We start from the raw sequence: 18,830 nt of genomic DNA on the forward strand, positions 1-18,830 counted from the left end.
GATGGTCACGCCGGCGGCATCAGGCGGAGGCGCTTGGCGATGATCCTGTCGAGCATCCGTTTCGGCAGGATCGCCATCATCAGGTACCGCATCGAGTCCGGCGTGATCTGGTAGCGCACCCTGGGATTGGCCGACGTCAGCGCCTCGGCGATCCGCTCGGCGATCTTCTCCGCCGGCAATCCGGTTTCGCCAAGCTTGAGCATGTATTTCCGCATCCCCTTCAGCGCCGGAAAATAGGGCGAGTTCTGGTAGGCGGAAATATCGACTTCCTCGGCCTTGCTCCAGATCGGGGTCTTCACCGCACCGGGAGCGACGATAATGACATCGATGCCGAACAGCATCAGCTCGCGGCGCAAGCTTTCGGACAGCCCCTCGATCGCATGTTTCGACGCCGAATAGGCCGACGTCAGCGGATTGCCATTTTTGCCGGCGACCGAAGAGATCATCACGATGCGCCCCTTCGGTCCCTTCAGCGACGGATCGGAGCCGAGCAGCGGCCCGAACGCCTGCGTCGCGATGATCGGCCCGATGACGTTGACATCCAACTGGCGGCGGAATTCGTCGGCGGCGAGTTCGAGCACCGGGCCGGCAACCGCGATGCCGGCATTGTTGACGAGTCCGGAGAGCGTTTCGCCGTCGAGGGCGTTGCGGACCTCGCGCGCCGCCGCCAGCACCGCGGCCTCATCGGTGACGTCGAAAATCAGCGGCGTGAAGTTTGCGCCGAACTCGCCCTTGAGGCGGTCGGCGTCCGCCTGCTTGCGCACGCTGCCGAAAACGCGAAATCCGCGGTCCAGCAGCAGTTTTGCGGTAGCCCAGCCGATGCCGGTGGACGCGCCGGTGATGACGACAGATTTCATGATAAACTTCCTCTCCGGACGGTTTTCTAGCACTCAGCGCCAAAAAACCAGTCCCCGGCCGCACATAAAATCATGCGCTGGACGGTTCGAGCCGTGCCTGTGACACCCAGGCCCGGTAAAGCCGGGTGCGCCGTTTGGTGATGATCTGCTGGCGGATCAATGCCAGCAGTGGACTGGCGTCAGCTTTCGGCTGCCGGCGCTTGCCGAGGCGGCGCAATTGCAGCTTCACCAGCGCCATCCTCGCAAGGCTTGCATAGGCCTTGTTGCGCCAGCCGACGCTCGGGATCTCGATCTCAAGCGCTTCGCCGCGCTTCCATCGTTCGGGCAGCTTCGGCTCGAACGCCATGGCGCTGGCGATGCCGACCAGGGCGACGCCCGGCCTGCCCCCGCTTGGCTTCAGCGCCTGCTCGGCAACGGCGCGCCGGCGGATACCGCCGGTGACCATGACCGGCATCCGCGCCACCGCGCTGATGTCACGGGCAAAGTCGAGAAAATAAGCTTCGCGCGCAGCGGTGCTGCCGGCCTGCGGCGCGCCTTCCGTGGCCTGCGGCGCGCCTTGCATCGCCGGGCTTTCGTAACTGCCGCCGGACAATTCCACGAGATCGACCGGCAACTCGTTGAGCCAGCGAACTACCTGCACGGCATCCGACGCCTCGAAGCCGCCCTTCTGGAAATCGGCCGAGTTCAGCTTGACCGCGACCGAGAAGCCGGGTGAGACCACGGCTCGCACCGCCTTGACCACATCGAGCAAGAGCCGCGCGCGATTCTGCAACTCGCCACCCCATGCATCGGTGCGCCGGTTGGTCAGCGGCGAAAGAAACTGGCTGATCAGATAGCCGTGGGCCGCATGGATCTGCACACCGGAAAAGCCGGCGGCCTCGGCCAGTCGGGCGGTGGTGACGAAACGCCCGACAATCGCAGCAATGCCCGCTTCATCCAGCGCGCGCGGCACCGGAAACAGATGCGAATAAGCACCCATGTTGACGCCGATGGCCGACGGCGCCACCGCCTCCTGTCCCATCGCAGCAAAGACCTGCCGGCCAGGATGATTGATCTGCAGCCACGCCTGGTTGCCACCACGCCTCGCCGCCCGCGCCCAGGCCTTGAATGGCTCGATCGGCTGGCGCTCGTCGAGCACCACGCCGCCGGGTCCGGTCAGCGCCGTTGGATCGATCATCACATTGCCTGACAGGATCAGGCCGACGCCACCCTGGGCCCAGCTTTCGTAGAGCCGCCGCAGGCTTTCGCCCGGGATCTGGCCGCTATCCGCCATGTTCTCTTCCATCGCCGCCTTCGCGATACGGTTGGGAACGACCGCGCCGTTCGGCAGCGTCAGGGGAGCGAACAGCGACGACGGCGGAATGGGTGTGTGCATGGATTGACCTTGAATTCGGTGACGGATGAGCGCAGGTTACACCTTCAACCTAACTTGAAGGTCAAGCTAATTCGAAGGAGGCAACGGCCATGCAGATCGGTGAACTGGCGCGGCGGTTCGGGGTGGCGCCGTCGAAGATCCGCTTCCTGGAGGACGAAGGCCTGGTGCGTCCGGTGCGCAGGACCAAGGCCGGCTACCGTGAATATGACGAGAATTCGGCTGAGGCGCTGACGATGATCCTGCAGGCGCAATCACTCGGCTTTACGCTCGACGAGATCAAGGGAGCACTGGCGGAGACCCGGGAGCATGGCCTGCGCCGCGACTATTTGATCGGGCATATCGCGCGGAAGCTGAACGAGCTCGACCGTCACATCGTGCAGGCGCAGGAGTTGCGCGCGCGGCTGGTCTGCGCCAGCAACGAGCTCAAGGCGCGCATGAAGAACGGCGCGAAATGCGACGCAAGGCCTTCGGCGCCGTCGCCGATTGGGACCAACAGACCGCGCGCGTCGACGCTGGCCCGTCGTCGACGAACGACGATGGCGGGATGAGAAATGCTCTTCGCGGCAACAATCCTGCCCAGCGCTCGACCGAAACCCTCGAGGCAATTATCTAAACCGCAGATTTTCACGTGAGAGCTGGTTGATCGCCGTGCAGCCCATCAGCTTCATTCCGCGCTCGATCTCCGCCCGCATCAGCCCAAGCGCCCGCTCGACGCCGGCCTGCCCCGCCGCCGCGAGGGGATAAAGATAGAGGCGTCCGACCCCGACGGCTTTGGCGCCGAGCGACAGTGCCTTCAGGACGTGGGTGCCGCGCTGGATTCCCCCGTCCATGATCACGTCAATTCGGTCCCCCACCGCGTCCACGATCTCGGCCAGCTGATCGAAAGCTGCCCGCGAGCCGTCGAGCTGCCGGCCGCCATGGTTGGACAGCACGATACCGGTGCAACCGATCTGAACCGCGCGTTTCGCATCCGCCACCGTCATGATCCCCTTCAGACAGAACTGACCATTCCATAGCTGGACCATTTCGGCGACGTCGTCCCAGTTCATCGACGGGTCCAGCATCTCGGTAAAGTACCTGCCGATCGACACCGCTCCACCGCTCATGTCGACGTGCTCGTCCAGCTGCGGCAGTTTGAAGCGCTCATGCGTCAGGTAGTTGATGCCCCACATCGGCCTGATCGCGAACTGCAGCATCCCGCCGAGCGTCAGCCTGAAGGGGATGGAAAACCCGGTACGCAGGTCGCGCTCGCGATTGCCGCCCGTGATGCTATCCACGGTCAGCATCATGACATCGACCCCGGCCTCCCTGGCACGTTGCATCATCGCACGGTTGAGGCCGCGATCCCGGTGATAATAGAATTGATAGACCTGCGGCGTATCGTGCGCCTTGCGCAATTCCTCGATGCTGACCGTGCCAAGCGAGGATACGCCGAACATCGTACCGTACCTGGCCGCAGCCGCCGCGACGGCGCGTTCGCCGTCGTGATGGAACAGGCGCTGCAGCGCGGTGGGCGAGCAATAGACCGGCATTGCCAGCTTCTGCCCCAGCACGGTCACCGACATATCGACGGTCTCCACGCCGCGGAGGACGCTGGGCAGCAGGTCGCAACGCTCGAAGCTTGCCGTGTTCCGGCGATAGGTCACCTCGTCGTCAGCTGCGCCGTCGATATAGTCGAAGATCGGCCCCGGAAGCCGTCGTTGCGCCAACCGTCGGAAATCATGAAAGTTGTGACAGTCGCGCAAACGCATATCGTACCCCGCAGTCGCGCAAGCCCCGGCGGTACTGCGCGTTCAGGAAGCAATGCTACCCGCTAGCCCGTGTTTGCACCATGCCGATTGCCCATGGCCGGGCGCCGGCTCCGCTCCTCCCCCAAAAGGGAAGGCGAAGTACTGCCCTACTCCGCATGCCCGTCGATGATCGGGCCGAACAGCTGCCATTTCGCGCCGGTGAATTTCATCATCTGGACCTGCTCGATCGGATAGAAATCGGTTGGCGAGGTCTTGATGCGGATGCCCGGGATGTAGGTGTTGATCTCGAAATCGAGATTGGCCACCACCTTCATGACGTTCTCGCGCGTCAGATTGTCGCCGCACCGTTTCAACACCTCAACCAGGGCGGTCGAGGTGTTGAAAGCCGTCAGCGGTCCGCTCTCGGACTTGTCGGCTTCCGGATAATATTTGGCCATGAAGGCGCGGTATTTCTGCATGCCGGGATAGCTATCCCATTGCGGATCGGTGACATCCATCTGATAGCCGGCGCTCAGGATGCCGGTGGCATTGTCGAGGCCCGCGGGCTTCAGCACCGCGCCGACCGAGGCGGAGACGTTGGTCATGATCTGGATCGGGTGCCAGCCGAGTTCGGCAACCTTCTTGATCGCCTGCGCCGCGAATTTCGGCGTGCCGATATTGACGAAGATGTCGGGGTTGGCGGTCTTGATCGCGACCACCTGAGAATCCACCGTCGGCATGCTGATTTCATAGGGCACGCTGGCGACGACCATGCTGTCATACTTGTCGCGCAGCACGTCCTTCAAACCCAGCACGTAGTCCTTGCCGAAATCGTCGTTCTGGTAGAGCACGCCGATTTTGGCGTTGGGGTAATGCTGCAGGATGTAGGTCGCGTAGATGCGCGCCTCGGCCCGGTAGTTCGGCTGCCAGCCGATGGTCCACGGAAAATGCTCGGGGTCGCCCCAGCGCGAGGCGCCGGTGGCGACGAACAGCTGCGGCACCTTCATCGTGTTCATGTATTTCTGGATCGCCGCATTGCTCGCGGTGCCGAGCGGCGCGAAAATCAAAAACACCTCGTCGCTCTCGACCAGCTTGCGCGCCTGCTCCACCGTCTTCGGCGGGCTGTAGGCGTCGTCATAGCTGATGAAGTTGATCTTGCGGCCGTTGACGCCGCCATCGTCGTTAATCATGCGGAAATACGCACTCATCGTCTTGCCGATAATGCCGTAGGCCGAAGCAGGCCCCGAATACGGCATGATGTTGCCGATCTTGATTTCCGTGTCGGTGACGCCGGTGTCGTATTTCTTTTGCGCGACGGCCGACACCGTCGTCAGGGCAATGATCAGTCCGGAAAGTCCGAGCGCCCTGACAAGCGCCCTGACGAAATTTGTCGTGAAGAAATCCTTAAGCGTACGCTTCATGAGTTTCCTCCCCCCGGTGCGGGCAAATTTGACGGCTTCTGTCGGACAGTTTCCTCGATCGGTTTTTTCTGGAACGGCACGAAGGATAGCAGCCGGACCGGGTTACCGAAAGCCGCGGCCCGCCCGCCGAATTGCGATCGCCAGAGACCATTTGCCGCGCGAAGGGCGTCCGGCTGCAGCGCAGCAAGAACGACAGGGTTACCGGAGTCTCTCCGCGCAACGAATGATTTTGCTGCACGTGCTCACGTGAAAAACAGAATAATTACAGTTGCCTAACGGTCAGCTTCACTCCGTGCCATTGACGGACGCCGCTTTAACGCGAGTGTAAGGCGGCGACCGTCATTGTCTGGCTCAAAGCTTGAATCTGTCCCTGGACTCCCGTGCATGCAGCAACAGCCCGCTCATTCGATCATCGCCGAACTCGAGGAGGCCGTCCGGGGCGGCTCGTCAGCCAAACGGGTCGAAACCCTGCGACAGGTGACGGATCTCTTTCTCAACGACGGCGACCGCCTCAGCGACGAGCAGGTCCAGGTTTTCGACGACGTGCTGTGCCTTTTGATCGCCCGCGTCGAAACGCGCGCGAGGGCCGAACTCAGCAAGCGGCTGGCGCCGCTCGATTACGCGCCGTTCGAGGTTATCCGGCATCTCGCATGGGACGATGAAATCGCCGTCGCCGGCGACGTGCTCACCCATTCCAGCCGCCTCGGAACCGAGGCCCTGGTCGAGATTGCAAGCACCAAGGGCCAGTCCCATCTGCTGGCGATTTCAGCGCGCGAAAACCTGCCGGAGGCTGTCACCGACGTGATCGTCAATCGCGGCGAAGCCAGGGTCATTCGCAGGCTTGCAAACAACGCCAGCGCGCGGTTCTCCGAGACCGGCTATTCCGGCATCGTGGCGCGCGCCGAAGGCGACGACGAACTGGTCGAGATCCTCGGCCTTCGCCTCGATCTCCCGATCAAGTTCCTGCATGACCTGCTGCGCCGCGCCAAGGACGCGGTGCGCGCCCGGCTCATGGCCATTGCGCCGCCGGCACTGCTCGAGGAAATCAAGCGGGTGCTGAACGACATCGTGCGCGGGGAAGATTCATCGGCGCGGAATTTCGAGGTGGCCGAGCAGCTCGTCAAGCTGATGAAGGAGTTGCACGAGCTGGACGACGCCGCCGTCTTCACGTTCGCCGAAGCCAGGAAATTCGACGAAATCGCAGCCGCGCTCGCGCTTCTCAACGACGCCCCGACCGAAATGATGGCCCGGCTGCTGGAAGGCCCCCGCGCCGATCTGGTCCTGATCCCCTGCAGGTCGGCCCGCCTGAACTGGCCAACCGTCGAAACGATCCTTCGCAACCGGCCTGCGCCGCGCCCGATCGACGAACCAACGCTGAAGGTGGCAGAGCGGGATTACAGGAAGCTGTCGATGGAGACGGCCCAGCGCACCGTGCGTTTCTGGCAGCTCCACAACAGGATCGAGAAGTAGCCCGAGAAGCAGGTCATCCTCGTTTGATTCGCTGCGGCGGAGAGCGGCGACAGTGCGCGCGAGGACCACTCCGGAGCGTGCCGAACGGCTCCATTCAATGCACGGGATCGCGATTCGCCCGCTCCCGCAGCCGATAAAACTGCAGCGCGGCCTTCGCGGTCTTCGGCTTCAACCGGAAAATGCTTGCAAAACATTCGTCCAGACGTTCTTTCGTCACGCCACTGCGGCCGGCCTGCAAGGTCAAGATGGCTTTCGTCGTATCCCACGAAAGATCGATGGCTTTCGCCAGAATAAGAACCTGCTCGGGCTCGCTCTGAACCAGCGCGCGCTCGACCAGCCCGATCGGCAAATCGCACATGAGCGATAGCGCAACGGCGGTTGCGTCGATTCTCCCCCGGCTCGGCCCGGATCGTGTGCGAGCGCCCCTATTTCGACCGCCGTGCCGTGCTCACGGCGCTGCGGCTGGGGTGAGCGCGAGGTTGGCAAAGGCGCGCCTTTTGCCGACCCTACGGACCGCGCCCCACGGATAGACAAAAGGGGCCGCGCAATGCGCGACCCCTGTCCTAGACGCCGGTGGACAAAGAACGATCAGTTCTTCGTCTTGTCGACCAATGCACCCTTCTTGATCCACGGCATCATGTCGCGGAGCTTTTCGCCGACTTCCTCGATCGGATGGGCGGCGAGCTTGGCGCGCGTTGCCTTGAACGAGGTCTGGTTGACCTTGTTCTCCAGCATCCAGTCGCGCGCGAACTTGCCGGACTGGATGTCGTTGAGCACGCGCTTCATCTCCTTCTTGGTCTCGTCGGTGACGATGCGCGGGCCGGTGACGTATTCGCCGTATTCGGCGGTGTTGGAGATCGAGTAGTTCATGTTGGCGATGCCGCCTTCATAGATCAGGTCGACGATCAGCTTCACCTCGTGCAGGCACTCGAAATAAGCCATCTCGGGCGCATAGCCGGCTTCCACCAGCGTTTCGAAGCCGCCCTTGATCAATTCGACCAGGCCGCCGCACAGCACCACCTGCTCGCCGAACAGATCGGTCTCGCACTCTTCCTTGAACGAGGTCTCGATGATGCCGGCGCGGCCGCCGCCGATCGCCGAGGCGTAGCTGAGGCCGAGGTCGTGGGCATTGCCCGAGACGTCCTTCGCAATCGCGATCAGGCAGGGCACGCCGCCGCCGCGCTGATATTCCGAGCGCACGGTGTGGCCGGGGCCCTTCGGGGCGATCATCAGCACGTCCAGATCCGCACGCGGGTCGAGCAGGTTGAAATGCACGTTGAGGCCGTGCGCGAACACCAGCGCCGCACCCTTCTTCATGTTGTCGTGCAGGTGATCGCGGTAGATATCGCCCTGCAGTTCGTCGGGGGTCAGCATCATCACCAGATCGGCCCATTTGGCAGCTTCGGCGACTTCCATCACCTTGAAACCGGCGGTCTCCGCCTTCTTGGCCGAGGCCGAGCCCTTGCGCAGCGCGATGGCGACGTCCTTGACGCCGGAATCCTTCAGGTTCAGCGCATGGGCGTGGCCCTGGCTGCCATAGCCGACGATGACGACCTTCTTGCCCTTGATCAGGTTCAGGTCGGCGTCGCGATCGTAATAAACACGCATAGTGGTTTCCTCTTTGGGGGGCCGGAAATGGCCGATTAAATCAGGCTTTCGGGTAGGTAGGACCGCCGGGCGCCCGCGAATTTCCGGCGTTGTCTAGAGCATTTTGCCCCTCAGGGGAAACCCCCATCTCGCATGGCGCGGTGCGGCATCATGCGTCCATGAAGACCGGATAGAGCGAGGCCAGCAGCAGCAAGGCCATGATGATATTGAACGCCCGCACCAGCCTCCGGGAGGTCAGGACCGGCCGCAGCGCGCTCCCGAACAGCGCCCAGGCGGTGCATGAAGCCACTCCCAGAATGAGGCTGAGCCCGACCTGGATCACGATGTTCCAGGGATAGGCGGCAATCGCCGCATAGGCGGTGATAGTGCCGATCACCATGACCCAGCCCTTGGCGTTGACCCATTGGAACATGGCCGCGCCCCAGAAGGTCATCGGCCCGCGCCGGTTGTCCTGTTCCGGCGCCACCGGGTCGGACATCGCGATCGCTAAGGCCAGATAAATCAGATAGGCGACCCCGGCGTATTTGAGGATCGTCTGCAGCACCGGGTAGGCGATGAAGATGGTGCCCAGACCTACGCCCACCGCGCCCACCATAAAGGCGAAGCCGATTGTGATGCCGGCGACATGCGGCAGCGTCCGGCGGAAGCCGTAAGTGAGCCCCGACAACAGCAGCATGATGTTGTTCGGCCCCGGCGTGAAGAACATCACGGTGGCAAACATCACGAAGGCGATCAGCAGCGAATGCGACATGGCGGGGCTCACGCGATCTTCGGCAGAGTTTTCGCGCGTTTCGACAACAGCATCACCGCGATGCCGCCGACCACGGTGACCATTCCAGCCAGCCGCAGCGGCCCAAAGGTTTCGCCGAACGCGACGCTCGACGCCGCCGAACCGACAAACGGCACCAGCAGCGCGAACGGCACCACCTGTGCCGCGGTGTAATCCCGCAACAGCCGGCCCCACAGCCAGTAGGCGATGCTGGTGGAAATCCCGCCGAGGCCGAGCATGCAGACAAGGCCGGTCAGCGACATCTGCGTCAGCGCGTGCCAGGTCGGCTGCGGCCCGTTGCTGACCAGCGTCAGCGCGAACAGCGGGACCGCGGCTGTCAGGCACAGCCACGCGAACAGGTCGAACATCCGCACGTCCTGCGCGCGCCGCAGCAAGAGATTGCCGACTGCAAAACTGACCGGGGAGATCATCAGGACCGCGAACGCGCCAACGCTGAAATCATAGCCGACGGTGCCGCAGATCATCAGCAGGCCGACGGTCGCAATAGCGATGCCGATGGTCTGCATCCGCGTCGGCAATTCGGCGAACAGCAGCGCCGCAAAGCCGATGGTGAACAGCGCCTGGCTCTGCACGATCACGCTGGTCAGCCCGACCGGAACGCCCTGCGCGATGGCAATGGATTGCGCCAGGAACTGGCCGAGAAACAGCGTAAAACTGATCGCGATCAAGAGCGGCCACGAGACGTCAGGCCTGCGCACAAACAGGCACGGCACCGCGGCGATGGCAAAGCGCAGCGTCGTCATCAGTTCGGGCGAAAATTCGTTGAGCGCGACCCGGCTCGCGACGAACGCAAGCCCCCAGATCACCGCCACCAGGACGGCGATGCAAACATCGGCCGGTTTCATTTTTTTCTAGCTCTGTTGGTCCGGCTTCGGTTTGCGCAAGAGATAGGTGCCGTGCAGCGGCGCGTGGTAATCGACCGATTCCAGCGTGAAGCCGACGTCGGTCAACATGCGCTCGACCACCCAGCCGAAGGTCGAATATTCGTCCCGCATATGGGTGACCACGCTCTCGCGCTCGAAATCATGGTTCTTGATGGAAAAATCGGCCCACGCCTCGACGTCGCGCTCGACGCCGTCGGGCATGCTGACGAAGACGATATCGCGCAGGTAGAAGTTCGCGCCGGGCTTCAGCGCGGCATAGATCCGCGACAACGCCACCGCCTTCCAGAAATCCGGCAGATGATGCAGCGTGAACTCGCTGACGATCAAATTATAGGAATTCGGCTGGTAGGCGAAGCTCAACAGGCCCGCCGGCTGGGTGCGGATCGCGACCCTGCGGTCCTTGGCCTGGATATTGGCGAGCGCCAGCATCGCCGGCGAAACATCGATCGCGTCGACTTCGGCGCCCATCAGCGCCGCCTCAACGGCCAGCACGCCGTTGCAGCAGCCGATATCGGCCACCCGCCAGCCGCGCTGTACGCCCAGCATGGTCAGCGCCGCACGCGCGCGGATATCGCTGTCGTCATGCCGGTCGTAGATCGACGCAACCGCAGAATCCAAGCCAAGCTGCCGCCGTTGATTGTAATACCAGTCGCGCGCCAGCATGGTTCACATCCCCTCAGGCCCGCGCCCGATCGCGGCAACCCCGGTGCGCGACACCTCGACGAGGCCGAGTGGACGCATCAGATCGATGAATTGGTTGATCTTGGCGGAATTGCCTGTGATCTCGAACACAAAGCTCCCGGTGGTGGCGTCGATCACGCGGGCGCGGAACGCATCCGCCAGCCGCAGAGCCTCGACGCGGTTGTCGCCGCCGCCTCGCACCTTCACCATGGCGAGTTCGCGCTCGATCGAGCGGCCGGTCAGCGTCATGTCGACGACGCGGTAGACCGGGACCATGCGGTCGAGCTGATGCTTGATCTGCTCGATCACCATCGGCGTGCCCGTGGTGACGATGGTGATGCGGGAGAGATGTTTCTGGCTCTCGGTCTCGGAGACGGTGAGACTTTCGATGTTGTAGCCGCGGCCGGAGAACAGCCCGATCACGCGCGCGAGCACTCCCGGCTCGTTCTGCACGAGCACTGAGAGCGTGTGCGACTCGGTCGGGTCGTGGCGCTCTTCGAGGAAGTAGGCGGATGCGGGCTGGTTCATTGTCGTCCCCTTGATACTTTCCTTCACGCCATCGCTGTTTCTGCAGCGACAGCAGCATCCGTCCCAACCCATCGGCGGAACAGATCGAAATCGATATTGCCGCCGCTCAGGATCAGGCCGACGCGCTTGCCGCGATTGCGGGCCTTGTCCTGCAGCGCCGCGGCAAGTGGTGCGGCGCCCGCGCCTTCGGCAAGATTATGGGTGTCGGCCCAATAGAAACGCACGGCGGCGGCGATCTCGTCGTCGGTGACCTGCACGATCCGCGACGCGCCCTTGCGGATGATCGCCAGCGCATCGGCGACGGGAATCCGCGTCGCCATGCCGTCGGCCAGCGTATTGCCGGTTTCGGTCGTCACCACCGTGCCGGCCGAGAAAGACAGCGCGTAGGACGGCGCTTCGGCCGATTGCACGCCGACGATTTCGGTTTTGAGGCCGAGCAGGTCGCGCGCCAGGATGCAGCCGCAGATGCCGGAGCCCAGCCCGATCGGCACATAGAGAACGTCAAGGTCCGGTGCGGTCCTGAACAGTTCGAGCGCGTAGGTCGCGACCCCGAGCACCAGGTCGGGGTGGAACGACGGCACCATATGCAGCCCTTCGAACTGGGCGCGGCGAACCGCCTCGTCCCGCGCCGCCTCGAAATCCTCGCCGTGCTCCACCAGTTCGGCGCCGAACGCCCGCATCGCGCGGTTCTTCTCGACCGAATTGCCGTGCGGCACACAGATCGTCGCCCGCAAGCCGTGACGGCGCGCGGCGAACGCGAGACTCTGGCCGTGATTGCCGCGCGTGGCGGAAATGATCCCGGGCGAGTTGGGTTGCTCGCGCTTCAGGCGCTCGAGATAGACCAGCCCGCCCCGCACCTTGAAGGCACCGATCGGCGTATGGTTCTCATGCTTGACCACAACGCTCGTACCAAGCCGCTCGGCGAGCAGCGGCCAGGCATGCGCCGGTGTCGGCGGCACCGCGGTGCCGACGATCCCATGCGCACGTTCGAGTTCCCTGAGATCAAACATCCGTTCGTCTCACACCAGCGCCTTGCCGCCGGCGAAGGCGGACGCCGTGGCCTCATCGGTTGCTTCAGCCGGCAGCAGCATTTCGTTATGCGCCTTGCCGGACGGGATCATCGGGAAGCAGTTTTCCAGCGCCGCCACCCGGCAGTCGAACAGCACCGGGCGCTTGATCGAGATCATCTCCTTGATGGCACCATCGAGATCACCGGGCTTGATCGCCTGCAGGCCGACGCAGCCGAAGGCGTCCGCAAGCTTGACGAAATCCGGCAGCGCCTCCGAGTAGGAGTGCGACAGCCGGTTGCCGTGCAGCAGCTGCTGCCACTGCCGGACCATACCCATGTACTGGTTGTTCAGGATGAAGATCTTGATCGGCAGTTCATATTGGACCGCCGTCGACATCTCCTGCATCGTCATCTGCACCGAGGCGTCGCCGGCGATATCGATCACGAGACTGTCGCGGTGCGCGACCTGGACGCCCAGCGCCGCCGGCAGGCCATAGCCCATGGTGCCGAGACCGCCGGAGGTCATCCAGCGGTGCGGTTCCTCGAAACCGAAGAACTGCGCCGCCCACATCTGGTGCTGGCCGACTTCGGTGGTGATGTAGGTGTCGCGCCCGCGGGTGGCCTCGAACAGGCGCTCGATGGCAAATTGCGGCAGGATGATATCGCTGTTCTTCCTGTAGGACAGCGAATTGCGCGCGCGCCACTTTGCAATTTCCTGCCACCAGGCCTTGATATCCGGCTTCTTCGCCTCCGCCTTGAACACCTGCAGCAGGTCCCCCAGCACATTGGCGCAATCGCCGATGATCGGCACGTCGACGCGGATGTTCTTGTTGATCGAGGACGGATCGATATCGATATGGATCTTCTTCGAGTTTGGCGAGAACGCATCGACGCGGCCGGTGATGCGGTCGTCGAAACGCGCGCCGATGCACAGCATGACGTCGCAATCATGCATCGACAGGTTGGCTTCGTAGGTGCCGTGCATGCCGAGCATGCCGAGCCAGTTCTTGCCCGTCGCCGGATAGGCCCCGAGGCCCATCAGGGTCGAGGTGATCGGGAAGCCGGTGGCCTCGACCAGTTCGCGCAGCTGCTTTGACGCTTCGGGGCCGGAATTGATGACGCCGCCGCCCGAATAGATCACCGGGCGTTTGGCGGACGCCAGCAGCGCCACGGCTTTACGGATCTGCGCCGCGTCGCCCTTCACCCGCGGCGTATAGGACACATGCACGTCGGATTTGCGCGGCGGATGGTAAGTGCCGGTCGCGAACTGCACGTCCTTGGGCACGTCGACCAGGACGGGCCCCGGACGGCCGGTGGTCGCGACATAGAACGCCTCGTGCAGCACCTTGGCGAGGTCGTTGACGTCGCGGACCAGCCAATTGTGCTTGGTGCAGGGCCGGGTGATGCCGACAGTGTCGCATTCCTGGAACGCGTCATTGCCGATCAGGTGCGTCGGCACCTGCCCGGTGATGCAGACCAGCGGAATCGAATCCATCAACGCGTCCGTCAGCGGCGTCACCATGTTGGTGGCGCCGGGACCCGAGGTCACCAGCACCACGCCGGGCTTGCCGGTGGAGCGCGCATAGCCTTCAGCGGCATGACCGGCGCCCTGCTCGTGCCGGACCAGGATGTGCTCGACCTCGCTCTGCTGGAAAATCTCATCATAGATCGGAAGTACCGCGCCGCCGGGATAGCCGAACAGGTGCTGCACGCCATGATCGATGAGCGCGCGCACGATCATCGCGGCTCCCGTCATCTGGTTCTTGTCGTGGCTCTTGTCGGTCATGACGTATTCCTTGGCTTGCTCCGGATGCGCTGTCTTAAGCGCGGCTTATTCGGTTCGGATTTTAGGAAATAAAAAAGGGCCCCAGAGGCCCCATGCACACCGCCTGAATGTGGATGGCCTCAGCCATCCCCGGCGGTGCGCCTGGGTACGACTACGATAAGGAGTTTGGTAATAATATTACGCATTTTGCGGCTCGGACTTCCCAAAGATTGCGCGTTTATAGCCGCCAGACCCCGGAAGTCAAGGGAAGGCGGCCACTCGGCGCGATTTTCGGAGTTTAGCGGGCTTCCCAGCATTCGGCGAGTGCGAATTTCGCCGTTCCTGCCATGCACAAGGCCGCTCACGACCTCGTCGTCATTCCGGGATGGTCCGAAGGACCAGACCCGGAATCTCGAGATTCCGGGTTCGCTTCGCGCCCCGGAATGACAGCCGAAACCCACCCCCTCGCCGCTTCCGGCTTCACCCATTCGAACTCCGGCAGTTGGTGGCGGAACCAGGTGAACTGCCGTTTTGCGTAGTGCCTCGTGTCGGCACGGCCGATTTCCGCCGCCACCTCCCGGGTAATCTCGCCCTTCAGATGCCTTATCAGCACCGGCACGCCATGGGCCTTCATCGCCGGCAGCAACGGATCGAGCTTTCGTGCGGCGAGTGCGGCGACTTCTTCGCGCGCGCCGGCGGCAAGCATCGCATCGAACCGCGCATCGATCCGCGCGTACAGTTCTTCGCGCTCGGGCGCGAGGAACACTGCACTGAATTCGTCCGGCGGCAACAGCGGCGGCAGGCCTTCGCGATGCCAGTCGGTCAGCGAACGGCCGGTGGCTTCGACGACTTCAAGCGCGCGGGCGATCCGGGTGCGGTCACGCGGCTTCAGACGTTCGGCCGAGACGGGATCCTTTTGCGCCAACGCCGCATGCAGCGCCTCGACGCCGTCGCGCTCCAGCCTTGCGCGCACGTCCTCGCGCACTTCGGCAGCGATCGGCGGCACCGCCGAAAGCCCGCGCGTCAGCGCCTTGAAATAGAGTCCGGAACCACCGGTGAAAATCGGCAGCCGGTTTTGCGCACGCGCCTCCGCCAATGCCTTCGCGGCATCGCTCACCCACGCACCGGCCGAAAAATTCACGGCGGCGTCGACATGGCCGTAGAGCCGGTGCGGCGCCTGCGCCTCCTCTTCCGGTGTCGGCCGCGCCGTCAGGATGCGCAGATCGCGATAGACCTGCATGGAATCGGTGTTGATGACCACGCCGCCGGTTTTTTGCGCCAAATCGAGCGCCAGCGCCGACTTGCCGCTGGCGGTCGGCCCTGCGATAAGCACCGCCTTGCCCTCAACTTGCGAATTCGCCTGCATGTCTCTCGTCGCCACGCTCATCTGCAATCCCGCCAACCCCGCGCTCGACTCCACCATCGTCGACGGCGCGCTGGCCGTTCTGCCCTCGCCCGGCAGGGCGCAGTGGCTGTTCGACGAAGTGGCCGTCGATATTCCCTTCGATGGAAGCGAGGATATCAAGGCCATCGAGAACCGCCTGCGCCAGGCGCGCGGCGATCTGCCGATCGACATTGTCGTGCAGCCTCGGGCGGTCAGGCGCAAGAAGCTTTTTCTCGCCGACATGGATTCCACCATGATCGGCCAGGAATGTATCGACGAGCTGGCCGACTTCGCCGGCCTCAAGGCCCACGTCGCCGACATCACCGAACGCGCGATGCGCGGCGAGATCGCGTTCGAGCCTGCGCTGCGCGAGCGCGTCGCGCTCTTGAGGGATATGCCGGTCGGCGTGGTCGATGAAGTGCTGGCAAAGCGCATCACGCCGACGCCGGGCGGCCGCGAGCTGGTCATGACCATGCGCGCGCACGGCGCCTATACCTGCCTGATCTCGGGCGGCTTTACGCTGTTCAGCAACGCCGTCGCGGCGATGATCGGATTCCAGGAGAACCGCGCCAATGAATTGAAGGTGCGCGACGGCAAGCTCACCGGCGAAGTCGCCGAGCCGATCCTGGGCCGCGCCGCCAAGCTTGCGACCCTGATCGAACTCACGGAGTCGTTCGATCTCGACGAGATCGACACGCTGGTGGCCGGCGACGGCGCCAACGATCTCGGCATGATCGAGGCCGCCGGCCTCGGGGTCGCCTATCACGCCAAGCCCGCGGTCGCCGCAGCCGCCGCCGCGCGGATCGATCATGGCGACCTCACCGCGTTGCTGTATGTGCAGGGCTATCGGCGCGACGAGTTCGTGGAGGGATAGCACAACGAACTCGGTCGTCATGCCCGGGCTTGATGAGAGTGGTTGTGTCTTCATTCGCAAACACAGCTTCGCGGTCTCGCCGCATGATTTGCGCGAGGTTTTCGGTAAACATCCCGCCCGTCTGAAATCAGAGGGCGCAGGGAACGCCGGATGCACGCTGCACCCGCGGTCTCGTGTGCAAACATGCACAAAAAAACGCACACGAGCATACAGGTTCAGCGGAGGCAATCCGGCATTCCCTGCGCAATGGTTTTACGGCTTATAACGCGCTCTCCCCGGTGATCGGGCTTTCTTGTCACCGTCGCCCGTGAGAAGCGTGCTTCTCACGAACTTGACGCCAGCATCGAGGCGCCAGAACCACACGACTTCGCCGTCCGCCTCACGCACCATTCGTCAAAGGCGCATCAGCGTCCACCGCATCCCGCCCCGCGTTTCGTGACGATCGCGAGCGCCCCTCTTGTCGGGTGGGACGGGGCGAGCTGGTAGCGCTGATTTGCCCGACGGCGAAAGCGGAATATTTTTTAGCTGGGGGCTGGACAGGTTTTTACTGATTTGCCCGTCGCGTTGTTTTGTCGCAGCCGCGGCATCGAATTACTCTTGCGCGCGCCGCGAAGCAGCTTCGCAGGGCGGGTTGAGCCGACAGGCTGCCGCGAAGCGCGGCCCGGCGGGCGTAACCCGCCATCTTCATCGCAAGCGAATGGCGGATTAGGTCTTGCACCTTCTCGTTGAGCGACCGCGCATGGGTCGGCTCAATCCGCCTACGAACTGGGTATATAGTCGAACGCAGGCTATTCCGATGACCGAATTTCCTGCTATCGCTGAATCATGACTCCGGCCGAATTCATCAAAAAATGGAAGCCCGTCGCGCTCACCGAGCGGGCGGCTGCCCATACCCACTTCCTCGACCTCTGCAAGCTGTTCGAGCACGAGGACCCGGTTTCGGCAGACCCGACCGGCGAGTGGTTCACTTTCGAGAAGGGAGCCACAAAAACCGGGGGCGGCGAAGGCTTTGCCGATGTCTGGAAGAAGAACTTCTTTGCATGGGAGTACAAGAAAAAGAAGCGCGACCTCAACGTCGCGATGGAACAGCTCGTGCGCTACGCCGCTGCGTTGGAAAATCCGCCGCTTCAAGTCGTTTGCGATACCGACCGTTTCATCATCCGTACGGCTTGGACCAACACGGTTCCGAAACAGTACGAGATAGAACTCGACGATCTCGCGCAGCCGGAAAAACGCGAGATTCTATGGGCTGTCTTCCACGACCCCGAGCGGCTGCGGCCCAAGGAAACCCGTGCTGGCCTCACCAAAGAGGCTGCCGACAAATTCTCCACGATCGCACTGCGGCTGCAGGGCCGAAGCACGCCCGAGGAAGTGGCCCACTTCGTCAACCAGCTCGTATTCTGTTTCTTTGCCAACAGCGTCAAGCTTTTGCCGGAGGGCTTCTTCCCCAAATTGCTCAAACGTGCGGGACAGAGGCCGGATAGGGCGCAGGAGTATTTCAATTCGCTGTTCGAGGCGATGGAGCACGGCGGCGAGTTCGATCTCACTGACATCGCGCATTTCAACGGTGGCCTGTTCGACGGACGACGCGCCATCCGACTCGATGATGGCGATATCGGCCTGCTGATCGCGGCGGCCAGCCTCGACTGGAGCCTGATTGATCCGACGATTTTCGGCACCCTGTTCGAGCGCTTTCTCGATCCCGACAAGCGCGCACAGATCGGCGCGCACTATACCGACCCCGACAAGATCATGATGATCGTCGCGCCGGTGATTCTGCGCCCACTAAGTGCGGAATGGGAGATAGCGCGAGCCGAGACGCAGAAGCTGGTCGAGGTGGCGCATCTTAAGAAGGGGCGCGCCTTCGACAATGCGATGGCAAAGGCCGAAGAGCCGCGGGCAAAGTTCCTCGAACGGCTGCGCAAGGTTACTATCCTAGATCCCGCCTGCGGTTCCGGCAACTTTCTCTATCTCGCCTTGCAGGGCGTCAAGGACATCGAGTTAAAAGCCAATCTCGAATGCGAAGCATTGGGGCTATCGCCCCGTATACCCGTAATCGGCCCGGAGGTCGTACACGGCATTGAGATCAATCGTCTCGCGGCTGAGCTTGCGCGCACTACGATCTGGATCGGTGATATCCAGTGGCGGCTGCGCAATGGGATTCATGCTAGGCCCGATCCTATCCTGCGCAAACTCGATTCGATCGAATGCCGTGACGCGCTGATCACGACAAAGGACGATGGCTCATTCGTCGAAGCTGCGTGGCCCGAGGCGGAATTTATCATTGGAAATCCTCCCTTTCTGGGCGGCCAGGTGCTCAGAGGAGGCTCGGCGACAGTTATGTAAGCGAGCTATTCAATCTTTACGATAAGCGTGTTCCGCGAGGAGCCGATCTTGTTATCTATTGGCTCGAAAAGGCGCGAGACGCTGTCGAGCACTCCAACGAAGTCAAGG

17 protein-coding genes are annotated in these 18,830 nt (G+C 63.0%); 4 read left to right on the forward strand and 13 right to left on the reverse strand.

Going from position 1 to position 18,830, the window contains the following annotated elements; translation table 11 throughout:
- Positions 1-5: 5 nt before the first annotated feature.
- Positions 6-857 carry an SDR family oxidoreductase gene (locus V1289_RS09995; RefSeq protein WP_334396783.1) on the reverse strand — a complete coding sequence of 284 codons (852 nt, stop codon included), beginning with the start codon at positions 855-857 and terminating at the stop codon, positions 6-8.
- Between the two features lie 70 nt (positions 858-927).
- Positions 928-2,232, reverse strand: coding sequence for an NADH:flavin oxidoreductase/NADH oxidase family protein (locus tag V1289_RS10000; RefSeq protein ID WP_334396784.1), 1,305 nt, complete (start codon positions 2,230-2,232; stop codon positions 928-930).
- 89 nt (positions 2,233-2,321) lie between these two features.
- Between V1289_RS10000 and V1289_RS10005 the strand changes: the two genes are divergently transcribed.
- Positions 2,322-2,780: a MerR family transcriptional regulator gene (locus V1289_RS10005; protein ID WP_334396785.1), complete on the forward strand. Its 459-nt coding sequence runs from the start codon at positions 2,322-2,324 to the stop codon at positions 2,778-2,780.
- Between the two features lie 57 nt (positions 2,781-2,837).
- On the opposite strand, the gene V1289_RS10010 is transcribed toward V1289_RS10005, so the two are convergent.
- A complete protein-coding gene (locus V1289_RS10010; RefSeq protein ID WP_334396786.1) occupies positions 2,838-3,983 on the reverse strand; it encodes an alpha-hydroxy acid oxidase in 1,146 nt (381 codons plus the stop codon).
- 146 nt (positions 3,984-4,129) lie between these two features.
- A complete protein-coding gene (locus V1289_RS10015) occupies positions 4,130-5,383 on the reverse strand; it encodes an ABC transporter substrate-binding protein (RefSeq protein WP_334396787.1) in 1,254 nt (417 codons plus the stop codon).
- A gap of 384 nt (positions 5,384-5,767) precedes the next feature.
- Between V1289_RS10015 and V1289_RS10020 the strand changes: the two genes are divergently transcribed.
- Positions 5,768-6,853 carry a DUF2336 domain-containing protein gene (locus V1289_RS10020; protein ID WP_334396788.1) on the forward strand — a complete coding sequence of 362 codons (1,086 nt, stop codon included), beginning with the start codon at positions 5,768-5,770 and terminating at the stop codon, positions 6,851-6,853.
- 94 nt (positions 6,854-6,947) lie between these two features.
- Here the strand turns inward: V1289_RS10020 and V1289_RS10025 are convergent, their stop codons facing one another.
- The 9 genes from V1289_RS10025 to miaA form a co-directional block, all read right to left on the reverse strand.
- On the reverse strand, positions 6,948-7,241 hold the full coding sequence (locus tag V1289_RS10025) for a DUF2336 domain-containing protein (protein WP_334407381.1): 294 nt from the start codon (positions 7,239-7,241) through the stop codon (positions 6,948-6,950).
- Between the two features lie 200 nt (positions 7,242-7,441).
- Positions 7,442-8,461 carry a ketol-acid reductoisomerase gene (ilvC, locus tag V1289_RS10030; RefSeq protein WP_309178842.1) on the reverse strand — a complete coding sequence of 340 codons (1,020 nt, stop codon included), beginning with the start codon at positions 8,459-8,461 and terminating at the stop codon, positions 7,442-7,444.
- 148 nt (positions 8,462-8,609) lie between these two features.
- The gene (locus tag V1289_RS10035; RefSeq protein ID WP_334396789.1) at positions 8,610-9,212 is read right to left on the reverse strand and encodes a LysE family translocator; all 603 of its coding nucleotides are present in this window, start codon (positions 9,210-9,212) and stop codon (positions 8,610-8,612) included.
- 8 nt (positions 9,213-9,220) lie between these two features.
- Complete coding sequence (locus V1289_RS10040; RefSeq protein WP_334396790.1) at positions 9,221-10,096, reverse strand: EamA family transporter; 876 nt, start codon at positions 10,094-10,096, stop codon at positions 9,221-9,223.
- A 6-nt stretch (positions 10,097-10,102) separates the two neighbouring features.
- Entirely contained in the window at positions 10,103-10,798 is a 696-nt protein-coding gene (locus tag V1289_RS10045) for a class I SAM-dependent methyltransferase (protein WP_334396791.1), read from the reverse strand.
- A gap of 3 nt (positions 10,799-10,801) precedes the next feature.
- Positions 10,802-11,344: an acetolactate synthase small subunit gene (gene ilvN, locus V1289_RS10050; RefSeq protein WP_334396792.1), complete on the reverse strand. Its 543-nt coding sequence runs from the start codon at positions 11,342-11,344 to the stop codon at positions 10,802-10,804.
- Positions 11,345-11,367: 23 nt separating this feature from the next.
- Positions 11,368-12,354: a threonine dehydratase gene (locus tag V1289_RS10055; protein WP_334396794.1), complete on the reverse strand. Its 987-nt coding sequence runs from the start codon at positions 12,352-12,354 to the stop codon at positions 11,368-11,370.
- 9 nt (positions 12,355-12,363) lie between these two features.
- Positions 12,364-14,139 carry an acetolactate synthase 3 large subunit gene (locus tag V1289_RS10060; RefSeq protein WP_334396796.1) on the reverse strand — a complete coding sequence of 592 codons (1,776 nt, stop codon included), beginning with the start codon at positions 14,137-14,139 and terminating at the stop codon, positions 12,364-12,366.
- A 340-nt stretch (positions 14,140-14,479) separates the two neighbouring features.
- Complete coding sequence (gene miaA, locus V1289_RS10065) at positions 14,480-15,505, reverse strand: tRNA (adenosine(37)-N6)-dimethylallyltransferase MiaA (protein WP_334396797.1); 1,026 nt, start codon at positions 15,503-15,505, stop codon at positions 14,480-14,482.
- Here miaA and serB point away from each other — a divergent pair.
- Both serB and V1289_RS10075 read left to right on the forward strand, forming a co-directional pair.
- Positions 15,483-16,376 carry a phosphoserine phosphatase SerB gene (gene serB / locus V1289_RS10070; protein WP_334396798.1) on the forward strand — a complete coding sequence of 298 codons (894 nt, stop codon included), beginning with the start codon at positions 15,483-15,485 and terminating at the stop codon, positions 16,374-16,376. The genes miaA and serB overlap by 23 nt on opposite strands.
- An 825-nt stretch (positions 16,377-17,201) precedes the next feature.
- Complete coding sequence (locus V1289_RS10075) at positions 17,202-18,722, forward strand: DNA methyltransferase (protein WP_334396799.1); 1,521 nt, start codon at positions 17,202-17,204, stop codon at positions 18,720-18,722.
- Positions 18,723-18,830: the final 108 nt, after the last annotated feature.

This window comes from Bradyrhizobium sp. AZCC 2289 (assembly GCF_036924615.1).
Lineage (GTDB): Bacteria > Pseudomonadota > Alphaproteobacteria > Rhizobiales > Xanthobacteraceae > Bradyrhizobium.

Bases quoted from the DNA above. Each gene is read 5' to 3' on its own strand.
- V1289_RS10010 (WP_334396786.1), bottom strand. From the start codon at position 3,983: ATGCGTTTGCGCGACTGTCACAACTTTCATGATTTCCGACGGTTGGCG.
- V1289_RS10060 (WP_334396796.1), bottom strand. From the start codon at position 14,139: ATGACCGACAAGAGCCACGACAAGAACCAGATGACGGGAGCCGCGATG.
- ilvC (WP_309178842.1), bottom strand. From the start codon at position 8,461: ATGCGTGTTTATTACGATCGCGACGCCGACCTGAACCTGATCAAGGGC.
- V1289_RS10045 (WP_334396791.1), bottom strand. From the start codon at position 10,798: ATGCTGGCGCGCGACTGGTATTACAATCAACGGCGGCAGCTTGGCTTG.
- V1289_RS10040 (WP_334396790.1), bottom strand. From the start codon at position 10,096: ATGAAACCGGCCGATGTTTGCATCGCCGTCCTGGTGGCGGTGATCTGG.
- V1289_RS09995 (WP_334396783.1), bottom strand. From the start codon at position 857: ATGAAATCTGTCGTCATCACCGGCGCGTCCACCGGCATCGGCTGGGCT.
- V1289_RS10015 (WP_334396787.1), bottom strand. From the start codon at position 5,383: ATGAAGCGTACGCTTAAGGATTTCTTCACGACAAATTTCGTCAGGGCG.
- V1289_RS10000 (WP_334396784.1), bottom strand. From the start codon at position 2,232: ATGCACACACCCATTCCGCCGTCGTCGCTGTTCGCTCCCCTGACGCTG.
- V1289_RS10055 (WP_334396794.1), bottom strand. From the start codon at position 12,354: ATGTTTGATCTCAGGGAACTCGAACGTGCGCATGGGATCGTCGGCACC.
- serB (WP_334396798.1), top strand. From the start codon at position 15,483: ATGTCTCTCGTCGCCACGCTCATCTGCAATCCCGCCAACCCCGCGCTC.
- ilvN (WP_334396792.1), bottom strand. From the start codon at position 11,344: ATGAACCAGCCCGCATCCGCCTACTTCCTCGAAGAGCGCCACGACCCG.
- V1289_RS10035 (WP_334396789.1), bottom strand. From the start codon at position 9,212: ATGTCGCATTCGCTGCTGATCGCCTTCGTGATGTTTGCCACCGTGATG.
- miaA (WP_334396797.1), bottom strand. From the start codon at position 15,505: ATGAGCGTGGCGACGAGAGACATGCAGGCGAATTCGCAAGTTGAGGGC.
- V1289_RS10020 (WP_334396788.1), top strand. From the start codon at position 5,768: ATGCAGCAACAGCCCGCTCATTCGATCATCGCCGAACTCGAGGAGGCC.
- V1289_RS10005 (WP_334396785.1), top strand. From the start codon at position 2,322: ATGCAGATCGGTGAACTGGCGCGGCGGTTCGGGGTGGCGCCGTCGAAG.
- V1289_RS10075 (WP_334396799.1), top strand. From the start codon at position 17,202: ATGACTCCGGCCGAATTCATCAAAAAATGGAAGCCCGTCGCGCTCACC.